The following is a 15,151-nucleotide window of genomic DNA, read 5'->3' on the forward strand; positions in this document are numbered from 1 at the left end:
GCACGGCCTCTCAGTCCACAGTGATGTTGCGGTCGCTCACGACCTTCTTCCACAGGGCCATCTGGCCATCGATAAAGCCGCGGAACTGCGCCGGCGTTCCGCCGTCGGGCACGACACCCTGTGCGGCGAAAGCTTTCTTCACCTCGTCCTCGAGCAGCATCCGGTTGAGGTCGCTGTTGAGCTTATCGACGACGGACGGCGGGGTGCCGGATGGCACCACGAAGCCATGCCAGGACGAGACCTCGTAGCCGGGGATTCCGGCTTCTGCGGCCGTTGGCACGTCGGGCAGCAGGGGCGACCGCTTCGGTGCTGCGATGGCGAGCGGGCGCACGCGCCCCGATTGCATGAAGGGCATGGCGTGAGGCAGCAGATCCAGGGCCACATCGAATTGGCCACCGGCCAGGTCGGTCAGCATGGGGGTGCTCCCCTTGTAGGGAATCTGGCGCATCTGTGTGGCGGTGGCGGTTTCGAACAGCGCCATCGCCAGGTGGTTCGATGAACCAGCCCCAGAGGAGCCATAGGTCAAGGCATTCGGCTTAATGCGGGCCGCAGCAAGGAGTTCAGCTGCGGACCGGTACGGACCCTGCGCATGGGTCACCAGCAGCATGGGCGAGCGCCCCGCGAGCAGGACCGGCGCGAAGGCCTTCTGCGTGTCGTAAGCGATGTTCTTGTACAGCCAGGGGTTGGCGGCGTAGGGGAACTGCACGACCAGGATAGTGTGGCCATCGGCCGCCGCGCCGGCCACTTCCTTGGTGCCGATCATGGTGCCGGCACCTGGCTTGTTATCGACGATCACCGGTTTCTTCCAGTAGTCACTCAGGTACTTGGCCGCGAGCCGGCCGAGCGTGTCGTTGAAACCGCCGGCCGGATAAGGCACCACGATGCGCACTGGTTTGGTGGGGTACTCCAGCGCCTGGGCGGCATCGGTGCCGAAGGCGGCGAGCACCGCGAGCATTTGCAGAGCCTTGCGACGGGTTGCGACCATGGAAGTTGTCTCCGTTTATTGAGTGTTCTCAGAGCGCCTGGGGGGGGCAGGACTGCCTATTTGCGTCGATTCTAGGAGTCGGTTGGTATCAGATCAATTAACCTTTTATGATGAATAAAATCAGATTTATTGATACCTTGGACGACCATGGAATTCCGGCAAATCCAGTACTTCATCACCCTCTACGAGGACGGTTCAGTGACCCGCGCGGCACGCCGCCTGCACATCGTCCAGTCGGCACTCAGCATGCAGATGGCCAAGCTCGAGGCGGAGGTGGGACAGCGTCTCTTCATGCGCACGCCGCAAGGCATGCAGCCCACCCCCGAAGGCCGCCGCCTTTACCGCCTCTTCCTGCCGGTCGTCACGGGTTACCAGCGAGCGCGCGAACAGGTAATTGAAGCCACGGGCGAACTGAACGGGGAGGTGCGCTTCGGGATGATCGCGACCATCGCGCAGGGCGTCCTGGTCGATGCGATCCTGGAATTCTCCCCGGCCCATCCGAAGGTCGAACTGTCGATGACGGATGGCTTCAGCGGCGACCTCATCGATGCGGTGGCGCTCGGCCAACTCGATGCCGCTGTGATCAACAAGCCACGGCGGGCATTGACACTCAAGAGCGAAACCATCGCCGACGAGGATCTGCTTCTGGTCATGGGGCCGGCCCACGCAGACGTGCCTGCTTCCTTGCGTTTCAGCGGCATGTCGGCCTTGAAGCTGGTGTTTCCAACACGCCGACACGGTCTGCGCGGGATCATCGAGAACTTTGCCGAAGCGGAGGATGTCCACCTGAGCCCCAGCCTCGAGATCGATTCCATCAGCGCCATCCTAAAGCTGGTGCGCGAGAGCGATTTCTGCACGCTCCTGCCCCATGTCGCCGTGCGTGGCCTGCTCGAACGAGCGGAAGTGAAGGTGCATCGCTTCGTCTCCCCTCGATTGAGGCGCACGATCGTAGCCGTGACCGACCCGAGCAGGCCGCTCAATCCTGCCGCCGCCGCATTCCTCTCCGCCCTGCGCCGCCATCTGGCGGGCCTGGGGTCTGTGCCGCCCTACGGAGGCGACGGATTGTCGTAAAGCCCTGCCTGTGCTGCGGTCGAGGAGATCGGAGTAAACGCGCCGCGCGCCCATGCCCGCTTTGGCTCGGGTGACGAAGAATGCGCCAGCCTGATGCATGGCATACAAGCGAGCAGAGTCGACGTATCCACGATCCATCACGTAATAGGCGCCCGCATCGACAGGCATTTCGAGCACGTTCACGTTGTGAAGCTTGCCATTGCTGATGTGAATGCACGCTGGAATGGCCCACTCAGGTCCAGAAGCGTGTGCAGCTTGATGGCGGTCTTGGTCGAACGAAACGGTGCCCAGTCAAACAAGCCCAGGCACAGGTCGATGGTGGTGGCATCCAAGACGTACACACTGGCATCAAGGTCGGGCACCGTTGGCTCTTGGGCGTACAGGGCTCTGGCCCGTACGATCAGCCGCTGCGCCAGCGCATGATAGTGATAGATACGCCGGTCGCGCGAGTTCAGCGCATCTGCCGGCGTCGAGCGCACCGGTGGCGCCTTCAATCCAATGTGAAACAGCTTGCTGCAACTGGCCGCCGAGCAGACGTGGATGTCGCGCAGCGATTCGCGCCATGCCAGCTGGTAGAACGCCATGACGCGAAACAAGTCTGCGCATCCCAAGGTGAAAACACCTGCATCGCCCTCGTGACGCTCGATGATGCGCAAGAAGGTCTTCCAAGGCACAAACCCCATCACCTGTGCGAACAGCAGCTTGCCCCCACTTATGCACCACGCCGGGCTTTTGAAACCCGTGAGCATCGCAAATATGCAAATCGAAAATCAAATCGTGGACACCCATGAACCCTCTGAAACCCGCATCAGCATTGGCATTGCTGCTTGTCGTCTCAAAATAAATCAGACACCACTGAGGCAAAATACAGACTCAATTGTTGACGACACCATGAGCGAAGTATTAAACGAAGACCCCCAACCGCCCCCGGGCTCCGCCCAGTCCACGTGCTGGGCGCAAGAGCCCATCGAAGCGACGCGCGGCGCAGCCCGCCTGAAAATCGAACGCGAAACCCACAAGCTCGAAAAGCGCCTGTGCCGCGAGGTCGGCAAGGCCATTGTCGACTTCAACATGATTGAAGAAGGCGACAAGGTCATGGTGTGCATGTCCGGCGGCAAGGACAGTTATGCGCTGCTGGACATCCTGCTCAAGCTCAAGGCCCGCGCGCCCATCCACTTTGACCTGGTGGCCGTCAACCTGGACCAGAAGCAGCCGGGCTTCCCCGAGCATGTGCTGCCCGAGTACCTGGCCAGCACCGGCGTGCCGTTCCATATCGAGAACGAAGACACCTACAGCATCGTCAAGAAGCTGATCCCCGAGGGCAAGACCACCTGCAGCCTGTGCAGCCGCCTGCGCCGGGGCATTCTGTACCGCGTGGCCGATGAGCTGGGCTGCACCAAGATCGCGCTGGGCCACCACCGCGACGACATTTTGCAGACGCTGCTGCTCAACATGTTCTTTGGCGGCAAGATGAAAAGCATGCCGCCCAAGCTGGTGAGCGACGACGGCAAGCATGTGGTGATCCGCCCGCTGGCCTACGTGGCCGAGAAAGACACCGCCCGCTGGGCCGCGCACCGCAACTTCCCCATCATCCCGTGCAACCTGTGCGGCAGCCAGGAGAACCTGCAGCGCAAGCAGGTGGGCGAGATGCTGCGCGAGTGGGAAAAGCGCTTCCCCGGCCGGGTTGAGAACATGTTCAATGCGCTGCAGAACGTAGTGCCCTCGCACCTGCTGGACGGCAGCCTGTACGACTTCAAGAACGCCCGGGCCACGGGCATCGCCAGCGAAGACGGCGACAAGGCGTTTGACAAGGAAGAGTTCGCGGCGCCATCGCCTTCGTTGCCGGGTGTGCAGGTGGTGCAACTGTCGTGAACTGCCGGGGCCAGCGGCACTCTCACGGAGATCCTTGTTTCAGGACACTCTGACCATGACACAACGCCGATGGATTCCCGCCCTGCTCCTGGGCCTCACCGTCACCCTGCTCGCAGGCTGCAGCACCACCCGCGTGGTGGAGGGCCAGGTGCAGAGCTTCTCAACGCTGGCGGCCGTGCCCGCCCCCGCCACGTACCGCATTGAGCGCCTGCCCTCGCAGCAAGCCCCTTCGTTCGACGCCATCGCCGCGCTGGCCGACCAGGCCCTGGCGCGCGCGGGCCTGCAGCGCGACGATGCCGCGCCCCGCCTGCTGGTGCAGCTGGGTGTGCAGGCCGACGCCGTGCCGCGCTATGACCCCTTCCGCCCATATGGCCCCTACGGCGCTTACGGGCCCGGCCCCTGGGGCATGGGCGGCTGGTATGGGCGGGGCTGGGGCGTGCATGGCGTGTGGCGCTTTGGCGAACCCACGCCCCTGCACCGCCGCGCAGTCAGCATCGTGATGCGCGACGCCAGCACCCAGGCCGTGGTGTACGAAACCTCGGCCGTGCACGAAGATGTGTGGGTGAGCGACCCGGCCGTCTATGGCGTGCTGTTCGATGCGGCCCTCAACGGCTTTCCAAAACCGCCCCAGGGGCCCCGCCAAGTGCGCATACCCCTGGCACCTCCTGCCCCCTGAGACGTCCCATCCTCAGCCACTCCGCCACTGCATGCAAGCCACCCGCATCGTTGCCATCCGCCACGGCGAAACCGCCTGGAACGTGGACACCCGCATCCAGGGCCACCTGGACATCCCGCTCAACGATACCGGCCTGTGGCAGGCCACCCAGGTCGCCCAGGCCCTGGTGGGCGAGCCGATTGCCGCCATCTACTCCAGCGACCTGCAACGCGCGCACGCCACCGCCCAGGCCGTGGCCCGCACCACGGGCGCCCCGTTGAAGACCGAGCCGGGTCTGCGCGAACGCAGCTTCGGGCACTTTCAGGGCCGAACGTTTGCCGAGATCGAGGCCGAACTGCCCGAGGACGCCTTGCGCTGGCGCAAGCGCGACCCGCACTACACGCCCGAGGGCGGCGAGTCCCTCGTCACCTTGCGTGACCGCATCGAACGCACCGTGACCGCGCTCGCACAACAGCATGTGGGCGAGCAGGTGGTGATGGTGGCGCATGGCGGCGTGCTTGACGTGCTGTACCGCCTGGCCACGCGCCAGGACATCCAGGCGCCGCGCACCTGGCAACTCGCGAACGCCGCCATCAACCGCCTGCTGTGGACGCCTGACGGCCTGACCCTCGTCGGCTGGGCGGACACCCAACACCTTGACCAGATTGTCGTGCGCGATGAAAACCACGCCTGAAGCCTTGCAAACCACCGTCGGCCAACGCGTGGACCTGATCGACACCCCCGCCCTGGTGGTGGACCTGGACGCCATGGACCGCAACATCCAGCGCATGGCCGACTTCGCACGCAAGCACCAGGTGCGCTGGCGACCCCATGCCAAGCTGCACAAAAGCGCCGAAATCGCGCTGCTGCAGCAACGCGCGGGTGCTCAGGGTGTGTGCGTGCAGAAGGTGGCCGAGGCCGAGGCGCTGGCCGCCGGTGGCGTCGATGACATCACCATCACCAACCAGGTCATCGCCATGCCCAAGCTGCACCGCGTGGCGCGGCTGGCCGCGCAGCTGGCGGCACGCGGCGGGCGCCTGGGTGTGGCGGTGGACCATGCCGATGGCATCGCCCGCCTGGCCGAAGCCATGGCCCAATCCGGCAGCGATGCGGGCATCGATGTGCTGGTCGAGATCGACGTGGGCCAAGGCCGCTGCGGCGTGCCACCGGGCGAGGCCGCCGTGCCCCTTGCACTGGCCGTGTCGCGCAGCCCCCGGCTGCGCTTTGCGGGCCTGCAGGCCTACCACGGCCGCGCGCAGCACCTGGCCAGTAGCGTGGGTCGGCGCGAGACCATCGCCGCTGTCGTTCGCGCGGCGGATCACACGCGCCAGCTCATCGAAGCCGCCGGGCTGCCCGTGCCGCTGATCACCGGATCAGGCACAGGCACCCTGGTTCACGAGGCCGCCAGCGGCGTGTTTGGCGAGTTGCAGGCGGGCTCGTTTTTGTTCATGGACGCAGATTACGCGCGCAACGAACGCGATCCCGCGCAGCCCGCGTTTGAACACGCGCTGTACGTCAAGACCCAGGTGGTGTCGGTGCGCGACACCCATGCGGTGTGCGACGCAGGCCACAAGAGCCATGCCATCGACTCGGGCCTGCCCACCGTCGCCCTGCTGCCCGCCGACCGCACCCTGCGCTACGCCAACGGGGGCGACGAACATGGCCTGCTTTATGCGGACGCTCCCGACGCCCGCCTGCCCAGTTTGGGGCACATGCTCTGGCTCATTCCGGGTCATTGCGATCCCACGGTCAACCTGTACGACTTTTTGATCGGCGTGCGCGGCGGACTGATGGACGGGGTGGTGGAGCGGATCATCCGCGTGGATGCGCGGGGTGCGCTGACGTAGGCGCGGCCCTCTAAACACCGGCGCTATAGGGGTTCACCTGCCCCAGTGAGAGCTGGCTGCTGGACCACAATCCGGCAGCATGAGCCCCAGCCAGATCATCGTCCTTGCGACGCCCGTCTTCTTTGTGCTGATCGCCATCGAACTGGCCGTCGGCTTCAAGCGCCAGCGCAACACCTACCGCCTGGCCGATGCGGTGAGCAGCATCAGCCTGGGCATGCTCAGCCAGACCAGCGCAGTCTTCACGCGCCTGCTGCGCATCGGCATCTACACCGCTCTGTTCGAGCATGTGGCACTGTGGCGCAACGATGCGTTCTGGACCAGCCTGCCCGGCTGGCTGCTGGCGCTGGTGTTCTACGACTTCTGCTACTACTGGCTGCACCGCATGGGGCACGAGTCAGCCGTGCTGTGGGCCGCACACGCGGTGCACCACCAGAGCCAGGACTACAACCTCAGCACCGCGCTGCGCCAGACCAGTTCGGGCGCGCTGCTGGGCTGGGTCTTTTATGTGCCCATGGCGCTGGCCGGTGTGCCGCCCCTGGTGTTTGGCGTGGTGGCGCTGATTGACCTGCTCTACCAGTTCTGGGTGCACACCGAGCAGGTGGGGCGCCTGGGCTGGTTCGACCGCTGGTTCTGCAGCCCGAGCAACCACCGCGTGCACCATGCCGTCAACGACGCCTACCTGGACAAGAACTACGGCGGCATCCTGATCCTGTGGGACCGGATGTTCGGCACCTTCAAGGATGAAGACGCGCAGGAGAAATGTGTGTACGGCACGCGCGGCCTGCTCAACAGCTGGGACCCGCTGTGGGCCAACGCCCAGGTGTACGCAGGACTGGCGCACGACAGCTGGCACGCGCGCAGCTGGCTCGACAAGCTCAAGGTCTGGATCAAGCCACCCGGCTGGCGGCCTGCGGATGTGGCGGAGCGGTTCCCCAAGCCTGCCTTCAGCATGGCGCAGATGCAGCTGTACCACCCACCCATGTCGCGTGCTGTGCAGTGGTTTGCGCTGGTGCAGTTCGCGCTGCTGCTCACAGGCGTGGCAGCCTTTTTGTGGCAGGCCGATGCGGCGCCGCTGGTGCAGAACGCCCTCTGGTTTGCCGTGCTGCTGACGGTGCAATGGTCGCTGGGCGCGGTGATGCAGGGGCGCATCGGCATGCTGATGGCGCTGATGCTGCAAAGCGCGGCGCTGGCCACGGCCACCAGTGCGCTGGGGCTTACGGAGTGGCATTGGCTGTTCAAGCCACTGACCATGGCAATCGCTATTATTTTGATAGCTACTAGCGCATATTCGACTAGCGCAAGAGGCACGTCGGGCTCCAAAACGCCCTGGGTCTTGCTGATGGCAGCCCTGGGCGGGTCCTTGGCGGGGGATGTGTTCCTCATGTTCCCGGGTTTCTTCATTCCCGGTCTGGTGAGCTTTCTGGTGGCGCACCTGTTCTATGTGGCGCTGTTCAAAAGCGGGCAGACCTGGTTTCCGCACCGGGGTGCACTGGCGGCCACGCTGGGCATAGGCGTGGCGATGTATGCCTTTCTGTGGACGGGTGGGCTGCCGGCTGCACTGCGCGCGCCGGTCGCGGCCTATGTGCTGGTGATTGCGCTGATGGCGGCCCAGGCGATAGGCCGCGCCACCGTATTGCGCGACGCCCCCTCGCTGTGGGTCGCCATCGGCGCCGGATTCTTCATGCTCAGCGACTCGCTGCTGGCCACCAACCGGTTCGTGACACCCCTGCCCATGGCGCAGGTCTGGGTGCTGGCGACGTATTACGCTGCACAGGCGCTGATCGTGGCAGGCATGCTGCGGGGCACAGCCCGCGCAGAGCCCAGCTCTGCCACGCCCCTCACACCCCAAACAGATCTTGCCCGCTCGCCTTCGGGGGCGTGACCCCCAGGTGGCGGAACGCCGCCAGCGTGGCAATGCGCCCGCGCGGCGTGCGCTGCAGGAAGCCCTGCTGGATCAGATAGGGCTCGATCACGTCCTCGATGGTGCCGGCCTCTTCGCCAATGCTGGCCGCGATGTTGTCCAGCCCCACGGGGCCGCCATCGAAGCGGTGGATCACGGCTTCGAGCAGCTTGCGGTCCATCACGTCAAAGCCTTGCGGGTCCACATCGAGCATGGCCAACGCCTTGTCGGCAATGGGTTTGGTAATGCGCCCATCGCCCTTGACCTCTGCATAGTCGCGCACCCGGCGCAGTAGCCGGTTGGCAATGCGCGGTGTGCCGCGCGAGCGGCGGGCGATCTCGAAGCCACCTTCCTCATCCATCGGTGCATGGAGCAACCCGGCACTGCGCTGGACAATGCGCGCCAGCTCCTCGGCCGTGTAGAACTCAAGCCGCGCCACGATGCCGAAGCGGTCGCGCAACGGGTTGGTCAGCATGCCCGCACGCGTGGTCGCACCCACCAGGGTGAAGGGCTGCAGGTCCAGCTTGATGCTGCGCGCTGCCGGCCCCTCGCCGATCATGATGTCGATCTGATAGTCCTCCAGCGCGGGGTAAAGGATTTCCTCCACCACGGGCGAGAGGCGGTGGATCTCATCAATGAAAAGAACGTCGTTCTTTTCCAGGTTGGTGAGCAGTGCGGCCAGGTCCTTGGGTTTTTCCAGCACGGGTCCGCTGGTCTGGCGCAGGTTCACCCCCAGCTCGGCCGCGATGATGTGCGAGAGCGTGGTCTTGCCCAGCCCAGGCGGGCCGAACAGCAGCACGTGGTCCAGCGCCTCCTCACGCTTCCTCGCAGCGCCGATGAAGATCTCCAGCTGCTCCCGCGCCTTGGCCTGGCCCACGTACTCCTGCAGGAGCTTGGGGCGCAGGGCGCGTTCGATGGCCTCCTCTTGGAGAGAGGCGGGGGCGGCAGAGATGACGCGTTTGGCGGCGGCGGGGGAGAAGTCGTCGGTCTGGATGGTCACGGCAGTTATGTCTGGGCGGCGAATGCCATGCTGGCATGCAATCTGCCACTATATCGCCCAAGCATTCCCCGGGGTTCAAGTAAGCGGGAACAGCGCCGATAGATGAACCAGACCATGACCAAGACGATGCCTGCGCCCCCTTGCCTGCCCCGGCCCCTTTTCCTCCACCAGCTGGCTGTGTTGGTTGCCTGTGGCGCTACCGCCCTCGCTGCGACCGGTCAGACTCCCCCACCCTCACCCGCCCGGTCCGCCAGCGGCTCCATCCGTATTGAGAACCCGCAGGAAAAGGCCGACTTGGCCACTCGGATCGACGAAGCCATCCAGCGCGCCAAAACGAAGAACGCGCCCACCACGTCGGCAGGTGCGCGTCGGCGGGCCGAGCCTATCCCCAGCGTGGAGGTGCGTATCCCGGCCGAGCGTCCCAGCAAACCAGCCAAGACCATGGCCATCCCACAGGCCCCGGCCCGCCCTGCCGTTCAGGACCCCGAAGCCAGCCGCCGCTACATCCAGACGCGGGCCGCCGAACTGGCGGCGGCCGTGCCACCTCCCCCCGCTCCACCGCCACCAGACTCACGCACCGTGCGCTGGGATTACGGCAGCGGAGACCGGGGACCCAAGGCCTGGGGAAACCTGCACCCCGAATTCGCAGCCTGCAGCCAGGGAATGCGGCAGTCACCCATCCACATCACAGCACAGGACGTGGAGGCAGGTCCCGCCCCCCTCTGCCCTTCAACCACCAGCTCTTCGGCGGCACGGTGTTGCACAGCGGGCATGGCGTGGAACTGAAAGTGGAAGGCGACAGCATCCTGACCCTGCGCGGACTGCCCTGGCGCTTGGTGCGCCTGCAGTTTCGCCACCCTGCTGAAGAGCGCGTGCATCAGCACAACTACCCGATGGCAACCGATCTGGTGTACCAGGGACCTGACGGTCAAACAGCGGTGGTGAGCGTGCCCATGCAGTTGGGAAGCACCAACGCCTTCATCACCCGCATCTGGACCCATATGCCCCTGGATGTGCAAGACAGCGTGCGTCTGCCGCAGCCGGTGCTTTCCGTGGACGAGCTGCTACCGCAGGACCGGCGCTATTACCAGTACGCAGGCTCCATCACCCAGCCGCCCTGCACCGAGGGCGTACTGCGCATTGTGATGAAGACCCCGGTCAATGTAGGGCCCGCACAGCTGCGCATGCTGCAGCGTGTGTCGCCACCCAACGCACGTCCTGTGCAGGCCTCTAACGGACGCCTAGTTCGCGAGGCCCAATAAGCGCTTCACTTCGCCAGCGACTTGAGCGCCAGCTTGATCCCATCGCTCACACCCACATCGACTGGCAGCGCCTTGAGCGCCGCCGCCGCTTCCTTGTCGTTGTAGCCCAAAGCCAACAGCGCCTGCAAAATGTCGGCTTGCGCATCGCTGTTGGCGGCACCGCGCACAGCACCGATGTCAGCGCCCAGCTTTCCCTTCAGCTCCAACAGCAAGCGCTCGGCAGTCTTCTTGCCGATGCCGGGCACCTTCACCAGCCGCCCCGACTCCTGCAGCGAAATCGCTTGCGCCAGGTCACCCACCCCCATGCCACTCAGGATGGACAATGCCGTGCGCGGCCCCACGCCTGATATCTTGATCAGCTCGCGAAACGCCTGCCGCTCGGGGGCGGTCGCAAAGCCGTACAGCAGCTGCGCATCCTCGCGCACGATGAACTGGGTCAGCAGGCTCACACGCTCGCCCACGGCGGGCAGGTTGTAGAACGTGCTCATGGGCACATTCACCTCGTAGCCCACACCGTGGCAGTCCAGCAGCACCTCGGGGGGATTCTTCTCCAGCAGGGTGCCGGTCAATTTGCCTATCATTGATGTCCTTTGGCGACGCGGGCGTGACATGCCGCGCCGTCGTTCTTGCCGTTTTCCGTTGCCTGACTGGAATTATCCGCGTGATCCTGCGCCACACCTTCACCCCCCACAACAACACCCGGCTTACTCACCTGTGTGGCCCGGCCGATGCGCACCTGCGCACCATCGAGGTGGCCTTGCAGGTGAGCATTGCGCACCGGCACGAGCAGTTCAAGGTCGACGGCCCCAAGGCCAAAGCCACGCAGGCGATGGAGCTGTTGCAGGCCCTGTATGAAATGGCCGAGCGGCCCATCGGCGAGGACTACATCCAGCTGATGCTGGCGGGCGACAGCGAACTGCTGGAGGCCCCGGACGACGCCATCATCCTCAACACCCGCCGTGCGGACCTGCGCGGGCGCACCCCCACGCAGAACCTGTACCTGCAGAACATCGCCACGCACGACATCACCTTCGGCATCGGCCCTGCGGGCACCGGCAAGACGTATCTCGCCGTGGCCAGTGCGGTGGATGCGCTGGAGCGCAGCAGCGTGCAGCGCATCGTGCTGACCCGCCCGGCGGTGGAGGCGGGCGAGCGCCTGGGTTTTCTGCCTGGCGACTTGGCGCAGAAGGTGGACCCTTACCTGCGCCCGCTGTACGACGCGCTGTACGAGCTGATGGGGCATGACAAGGTGCAAAAGGCGTTCGAGCGCAACGCCATCGAGATCGCGCCGCTGGCTTTCATGCGCGGGCGCACGCTGAACAATGCCTTCGTGATCCTGGACGAGGCGCAGAACACCACGCCCGAGCAGATGAAGATGTTCCTCACCCGCATCGGCTTTGGTGCCAAGGCGGTGGTGACGGGCGACGTGAGCCAGATCGACCTGCCCAAGGGAACGCTGAGCGGCCTGATCGACGCCGAGCGGGTGTTGAAGCGCGTGAAGGGCATCTCCGTCACCCACTTCACCAGTGCCGACGTGGTGCGCCACCCGCTGGTCGCACGCATCGTGGACGCCTACGACGCCCCCCGCCGCGCAGCCGCTGCGCGCAGCAGGGACTGAACATCATTCGCTCCTTTTTTGATAGCAATCAGCGTATATTCTTCTAGCGCTTTCCACCAAATTCGCCTCCCATGCCACTGAACCACCTCTCCCTGTCGCTGCAGTTCGGCTCCTTTGATGAAGCCGCCGCCCACCGCGCCGTACTGCCCCGCCATAAGGTCACACGCTGGATTCGCCACGCGCTGGCCACCGACGCCGAGATCACCGTGCGCATCGTGGGTGCCGAAGAAGGCCAGCAGCTCAACCGCGAATACCGCAAGAAGGACTACGCCACCAACGTGCTCACGTTCGACTACACCCAGGAGCCCGTGGTGACCGCCGACCTGGTGCTCTGCGCCCCCGTGATTGAGCGGGAGGCCAAGGAGCAGAACAAGAGCCTGGAAGAGCACTACGCCCACATGCTGGTGCATGGCACGCTGCATGCCCAGGGCTGGGACCATGAAACGAGCGAGGCCGACGCCGAGGAGATGGAGGCGTACGAGACCGACATCCTGCAAGAGCTGGGCTTTGAAGACCCCTACGCGACCTGATCTGCCGAACGGCTCCTCCACGACTCGGAGGACAACCCACTTTTAAATGTCGCTTTAAAACGCAGCTGCAGGCAAAGCAGTCGCACCTTTTACAGTCGCAATCCGGACTCAACAGCTCCGAATCTCCACCTAACATCGGTGCAATCCCACGCGCGTTACGCCGTGGCCAAGGAGATACTTTGGATACCGCCCTTCTCGTCGCTGCCGCCTTCGTCGCTGGCGCCCTCAATGCCGTCGCCGGTGGCGGCAGCTTTCTGACCCTGCCCGCCCTCGTCTTCACCGGCGTGCCGCCCGTGGTGGCCAATGCAACGGGCACGGTAGCGCTGCTTCCGGGCTACATGGCAGGGGCCTGGGGGTTTCGGGAAGACATGCAGCCGCCGCCTGGCCTGTCCATGCGGGCGGTGGTGGTGCTGGCCCTCATTGGCGGATCGGCTGGGGCGGCGCTGCTGCTGATCACGCCCGACGCCACCTTCCGCAAGGTCGTGCCCTGGCTGCTGCTGGCGGCCACGGCGATGTTTGCGCTGGGAGCCCGACTGCGCCAGTGGGCCGGTGCGTCGGCCCATGGCCCTGCCGCGCCGTGGAAGGCGGCCCTGGGCATGCTGGCGGTGGCGGGGTATGGCGGTTACTTCAACGGCGGGCTGGGCATCTTGCTGCTGGCGCTGTTTGGCCTGCTGGGGCAAACCCAGCTCAACGCCATGAACGGCATGAAGAATCTGGTCTCGGCCCTGCTCACCGCGATTGCGGTAGCCATCTACGCAGCGGGCGGCATCGTGCTGTGGCCCCAGGCGCTGATGATGATGGTGGCCGCCACCGCCGGGGGCTACGGCGGCGCACGCGTGGCGCGCAAGCTGCCGGCCAACGTGCTGCGCTGGGGCATCGTGGTCACCGGGCTGGTGATGGCGGCGGTGTTCTTCTGGCGGCAGTGAGCAGCAGCTCTTCGGCCCCGCAGCCAACGCCCAGGTCCACGCCTGCGGCGGCATCGGCACCCACGCCGACACCCACGGCAGACAGCGGCCGCCCGCCGACCCGCGTGCTGTGGGCCATGCTGCTCACGCTGCTCAGCGGGTTTGCGCTGAGCCAGGCGTTTCGCACCACCACCGCCATCCTGGCCCGTGGGCTGACTGCCGAGTTCGGGCTGTCGCCGGGGTCTTTGGGGGCGTTTGCCGGGTTGTTCGGCCTGTCGTTCGGCGTGGCCCAATTGCTGATGGGCGTGGGGCTGGACCTGTGGGGCCTGCGGCGCACGGTGCTCACGGCCTTCCCGCTGGCGATTGGCGGGGCCGCGCTCTCGGCGGCAGCGCCCGGCTACGCGTGGCTGATGGTGGGCCAGCTGATGATTGGCGTGGGCTGCTCGCCTGCGTTTCTGGCGTGCACGCTGTTCATTGCAAGGCATTTCCCGGCCGACCGGTTTGCCTACCTGTCGGGCGTGGCCATGGGCGTGGGTGGGCTGGGCCTGCTGTTTACCGGCACGCCGCTGGCCTGGCTGGTGCAGCACGGCGGCGGCTGGCGCACGGGCTATGCCGTGCTGGCGGTGCTCAGCGCGCTGTCGTGGCTGCTGATCTGGCTGCGGGTGCACGAGCCCGCCCCGCTGGTGCCGCCCCCGGCGCAGCGCGAAACCTGGGGCCAGGCGCTGCTGGGCTTTGGCCAGCTGCTCACGGTGCCGCACACCTGGGGCATCCTGCTGCTGGGCATGTCGGGCTACGCTGCGTTTTTGTCGCTGCGGGGCCTGTGGCTGGCGCCGCTGCTGATGGACCGCTACCACCTCACGCTGGTGGACAGCGGCAACGTGGCGCTGGGGCTGTCGCTGATTGCACTGTTCGCCCCCGGGCTGGCGGGCCGGCTGGACCCGGGCGTCGGCCGCCGCCGATGGTGGATCGGCAATGCCTCGCTGCTGATGGCCGGGCTGTTCATGCTGCTGGCCTTTTTGCGGGTGCACCCTGCGGCCAGTGTGGTGCTGATTTTGCTGATGGGCCTGCTGTCGGGCTACGGCGTGCTGCAGTACGCCGATGTGCGCGCCTCGTACCCACCCGCACTCACGGGCCGGGCCCTGTCAGCCTACACCATGGCGATGTTTTTGGGCGTGGCGCTGATGCAGTGGTTCACTGGCATCGTGGCCACCGGCGCCCAGCGTTTGGGCTGGGATGCCCACACGGCCGTCATGCTGTCCATTGCGGCCTGGCTGGCGCTGGCGTCGACGGCGTTTCGGTTTTTGCCTGTATCGCCACTGGTTTCTTCGCAGACACCAGAACCCAAATAGCCTGTAGCGCCCGCCTATCAAGACCAACGGCTACGGCGGTGCCCGTTTGGCACGCCAATTGCCTGCCAAAGTGCTGCGCCGGGGCGGCGTGGTCACTGGGCTGCTGAATCCGGCCGCGCTTTCCTGGCGGCACTGACAGGCTGACCTACCCCGTTGC

The 15,151-nt window shown here is 65.6% G+C and carries 15 protein-coding genes and 1 pseudogene; 12 read left to right on the forward strand and 4 right to left on the reverse strand.

Features of this window, described 5'->3' with window-relative positions:
* Window positions 1-10: 10 nt before the first annotated feature.
* Window positions 11-985, reverse strand: coding sequence for a tripartite tricarboxylate transporter substrate binding protein (locus C380_RS21240; protein ID WP_015015900.1), 975 nt, complete (start codon window positions 983-985; stop codon window positions 11-13).
* Between the two features lie 147 nt (window positions 986-1,132).
* On the opposite strand from C380_RS21240, the gene C380_RS21245 reads away from it, so the two are divergent.
* On the forward strand, window positions 1,133-2,056 hold the full coding sequence (locus C380_RS21245) for a LysR family transcriptional regulator (RefSeq protein ID WP_015015901.1): 924 nt from the start codon (window positions 1,133-1,135) through the stop codon (window positions 2,054-2,056).
* Here the strand turns inward: C380_RS21245 and C380_RS21250 are convergent.
* Window positions 2,030-2,772 (reverse strand): annotated as a pseudogene (locus tag C380_RS21250) (DUF4372 domain-containing protein); the annotation flags it as partial. The gene C380_RS21245 and the pseudogene C380_RS21250 overlap by 27 nt on opposite strands.
* 175 nt (window positions 2,773-2,947) lie before the next feature.
* On the opposite strand from C380_RS21250, the gene ttcA reads away from it, so the two are divergent.
* The 5 genes from ttcA (at window position 2,948) to C380_RS21275 (ending at window position 8,312) form a co-directional block, all read left to right on the forward strand.
* The gene (ttcA, locus tag C380_RS21255) at window positions 2,948-3,928 is read left to right on the forward strand and encodes a tRNA 2-thiocytidine(32) synthetase TtcA (RefSeq protein ID WP_015015903.1); all 981 of its coding nucleotides are present in this window, start codon (window positions 2,948-2,950) and stop codon (window positions 3,926-3,928) included.
* 55 nt (window positions 3,929-3,983) lie between these two features.
* Entirely contained in the window at window positions 3,984-4,604 is a 621-nt protein-coding gene (locus C380_RS21260) for a DUF4136 domain-containing protein (protein WP_015015904.1), read from the forward strand.
* A gap of 31 nt (window positions 4,605-4,635) precedes the next feature.
* Window positions 4,636-5,277, forward strand: a complete 642-nt coding sequence (locus tag C380_RS21265; RefSeq protein ID WP_015015905.1) for a histidine phosphatase family protein — start codon at window positions 4,636-4,638, stop codon at window positions 5,275-5,277.
* Window positions 5,261-6,430, forward strand: a complete 1,170-nt coding sequence (locus C380_RS21270; protein WP_015015906.1) for a DSD1 family PLP-dependent enzyme — start codon at window positions 5,261-5,263, stop codon at window positions 6,428-6,430. Before C380_RS21265 ends, C380_RS21270 begins: the two co-directional genes overlap by 17 nt.
* Before the next feature lie 79 nt (window positions 6,431-6,509).
* Window positions 6,510-8,312, forward strand: coding sequence for a lysoplasmalogenase family protein (locus C380_RS21275; RefSeq protein WP_015015907.1), 1,803 nt, complete (start codon window positions 6,510-6,512; stop codon window positions 8,310-8,312).
* Here C380_RS21275 and ruvB read toward each other — a convergent pair.
* Complete coding sequence (gene ruvB / locus C380_RS21280) at window positions 8,269-9,330, reverse strand: Holliday junction branch migration DNA helicase RuvB (RefSeq protein ID WP_015015908.1); 1,062 nt, start codon at window positions 9,328-9,330, stop codon at window positions 8,269-8,271. The two genes, C380_RS21275 and ruvB, sit on opposite strands and share 44 nt — an antisense overlap.
* Before the next feature lie 114 nt (window positions 9,331-9,444).
* Between ruvB and C380_RS25165 the strand changes: the two genes are divergently transcribed.
* A complete protein-coding gene (locus tag C380_RS25165) occupies window positions 9,445-10,116 on the forward strand; it encodes a hypothetical protein (RefSeq protein ID WP_148280002.1) in 672 nt (223 codons plus the stop codon).
* A complete protein-coding gene (locus C380_RS21290; protein WP_148280003.1) occupies window positions 10,107-10,592 on the forward strand; it encodes a carbonic anhydrase family protein in 486 nt (161 codons plus the stop codon). Before C380_RS25165 ends, C380_RS21290 begins: the two co-directional genes overlap by 10 nt.
* 5 nt (window positions 10,593-10,597) lie before the next feature.
* On the opposite strand, the gene ruvA is transcribed toward C380_RS21290, so the two are convergent.
* A complete protein-coding gene (gene ruvA, locus C380_RS21295; protein ID WP_015015911.1) occupies window positions 10,598-11,173 on the reverse strand; it encodes a Holliday junction branch migration protein RuvA in 576 nt (191 codons plus the stop codon).
* An 80-nt stretch (window positions 11,174-11,253) separates the two neighbouring features.
* On the opposite strand from ruvA, the gene C380_RS21300 reads away from it, so the two are divergent.
* The 4 genes from C380_RS21300 to C380_RS21315 all read left to right on the forward strand — a co-directional run bounded on the left by C380_RS21300 (window position 11,254) and on the right by C380_RS21315 (window position 14,994).
* Window positions 11,254-12,210 carry a PhoH family protein gene (locus C380_RS21300; RefSeq protein WP_015015912.1) on the forward strand — a complete coding sequence of 319 codons (957 nt, stop codon included), beginning with the start codon at window positions 11,254-11,256 and terminating at the stop codon, window positions 12,208-12,210.
* A gap of 71 nt (window positions 12,211-12,281) precedes the next feature.
* Window positions 12,282-12,740: an rRNA maturation RNase YbeY gene (gene ybeY, locus C380_RS21305; RefSeq protein ID WP_015015913.1), complete on the forward strand. Its 459-nt coding sequence runs from the start codon at window positions 12,282-12,284 to the stop codon at window positions 12,738-12,740.
* A 179-nt stretch (window positions 12,741-12,919) separates the two neighbouring features.
* The gene (locus C380_RS21310; RefSeq protein WP_015015914.1) at window positions 12,920-13,666 is read left to right on the forward strand and encodes a sulfite exporter TauE/SafE family protein; all 747 of its coding nucleotides are present in this window, start codon (window positions 12,920-12,922) and stop codon (window positions 13,664-13,666) included.
* A complete protein-coding gene (locus C380_RS21315; RefSeq protein ID WP_015015915.1) occupies window positions 13,663-14,994 on the forward strand; it encodes a nitrate/nitrite transporter in 1,332 nt (443 codons plus the stop codon). The genes C380_RS21310 and C380_RS21315 overlap by 4 nt, the downstream gene beginning before the upstream one ends.
* Window positions 14,995-15,151 lie beyond the last annotated feature (157 nt).

This window comes from Acidovorax sp. KKS102 (genome assembly GCF_000302535.1).
Lineage (GTDB): Bacteria > Pseudomonadota > Gammaproteobacteria > Burkholderiales > Burkholderiaceae_C > Acidovorax.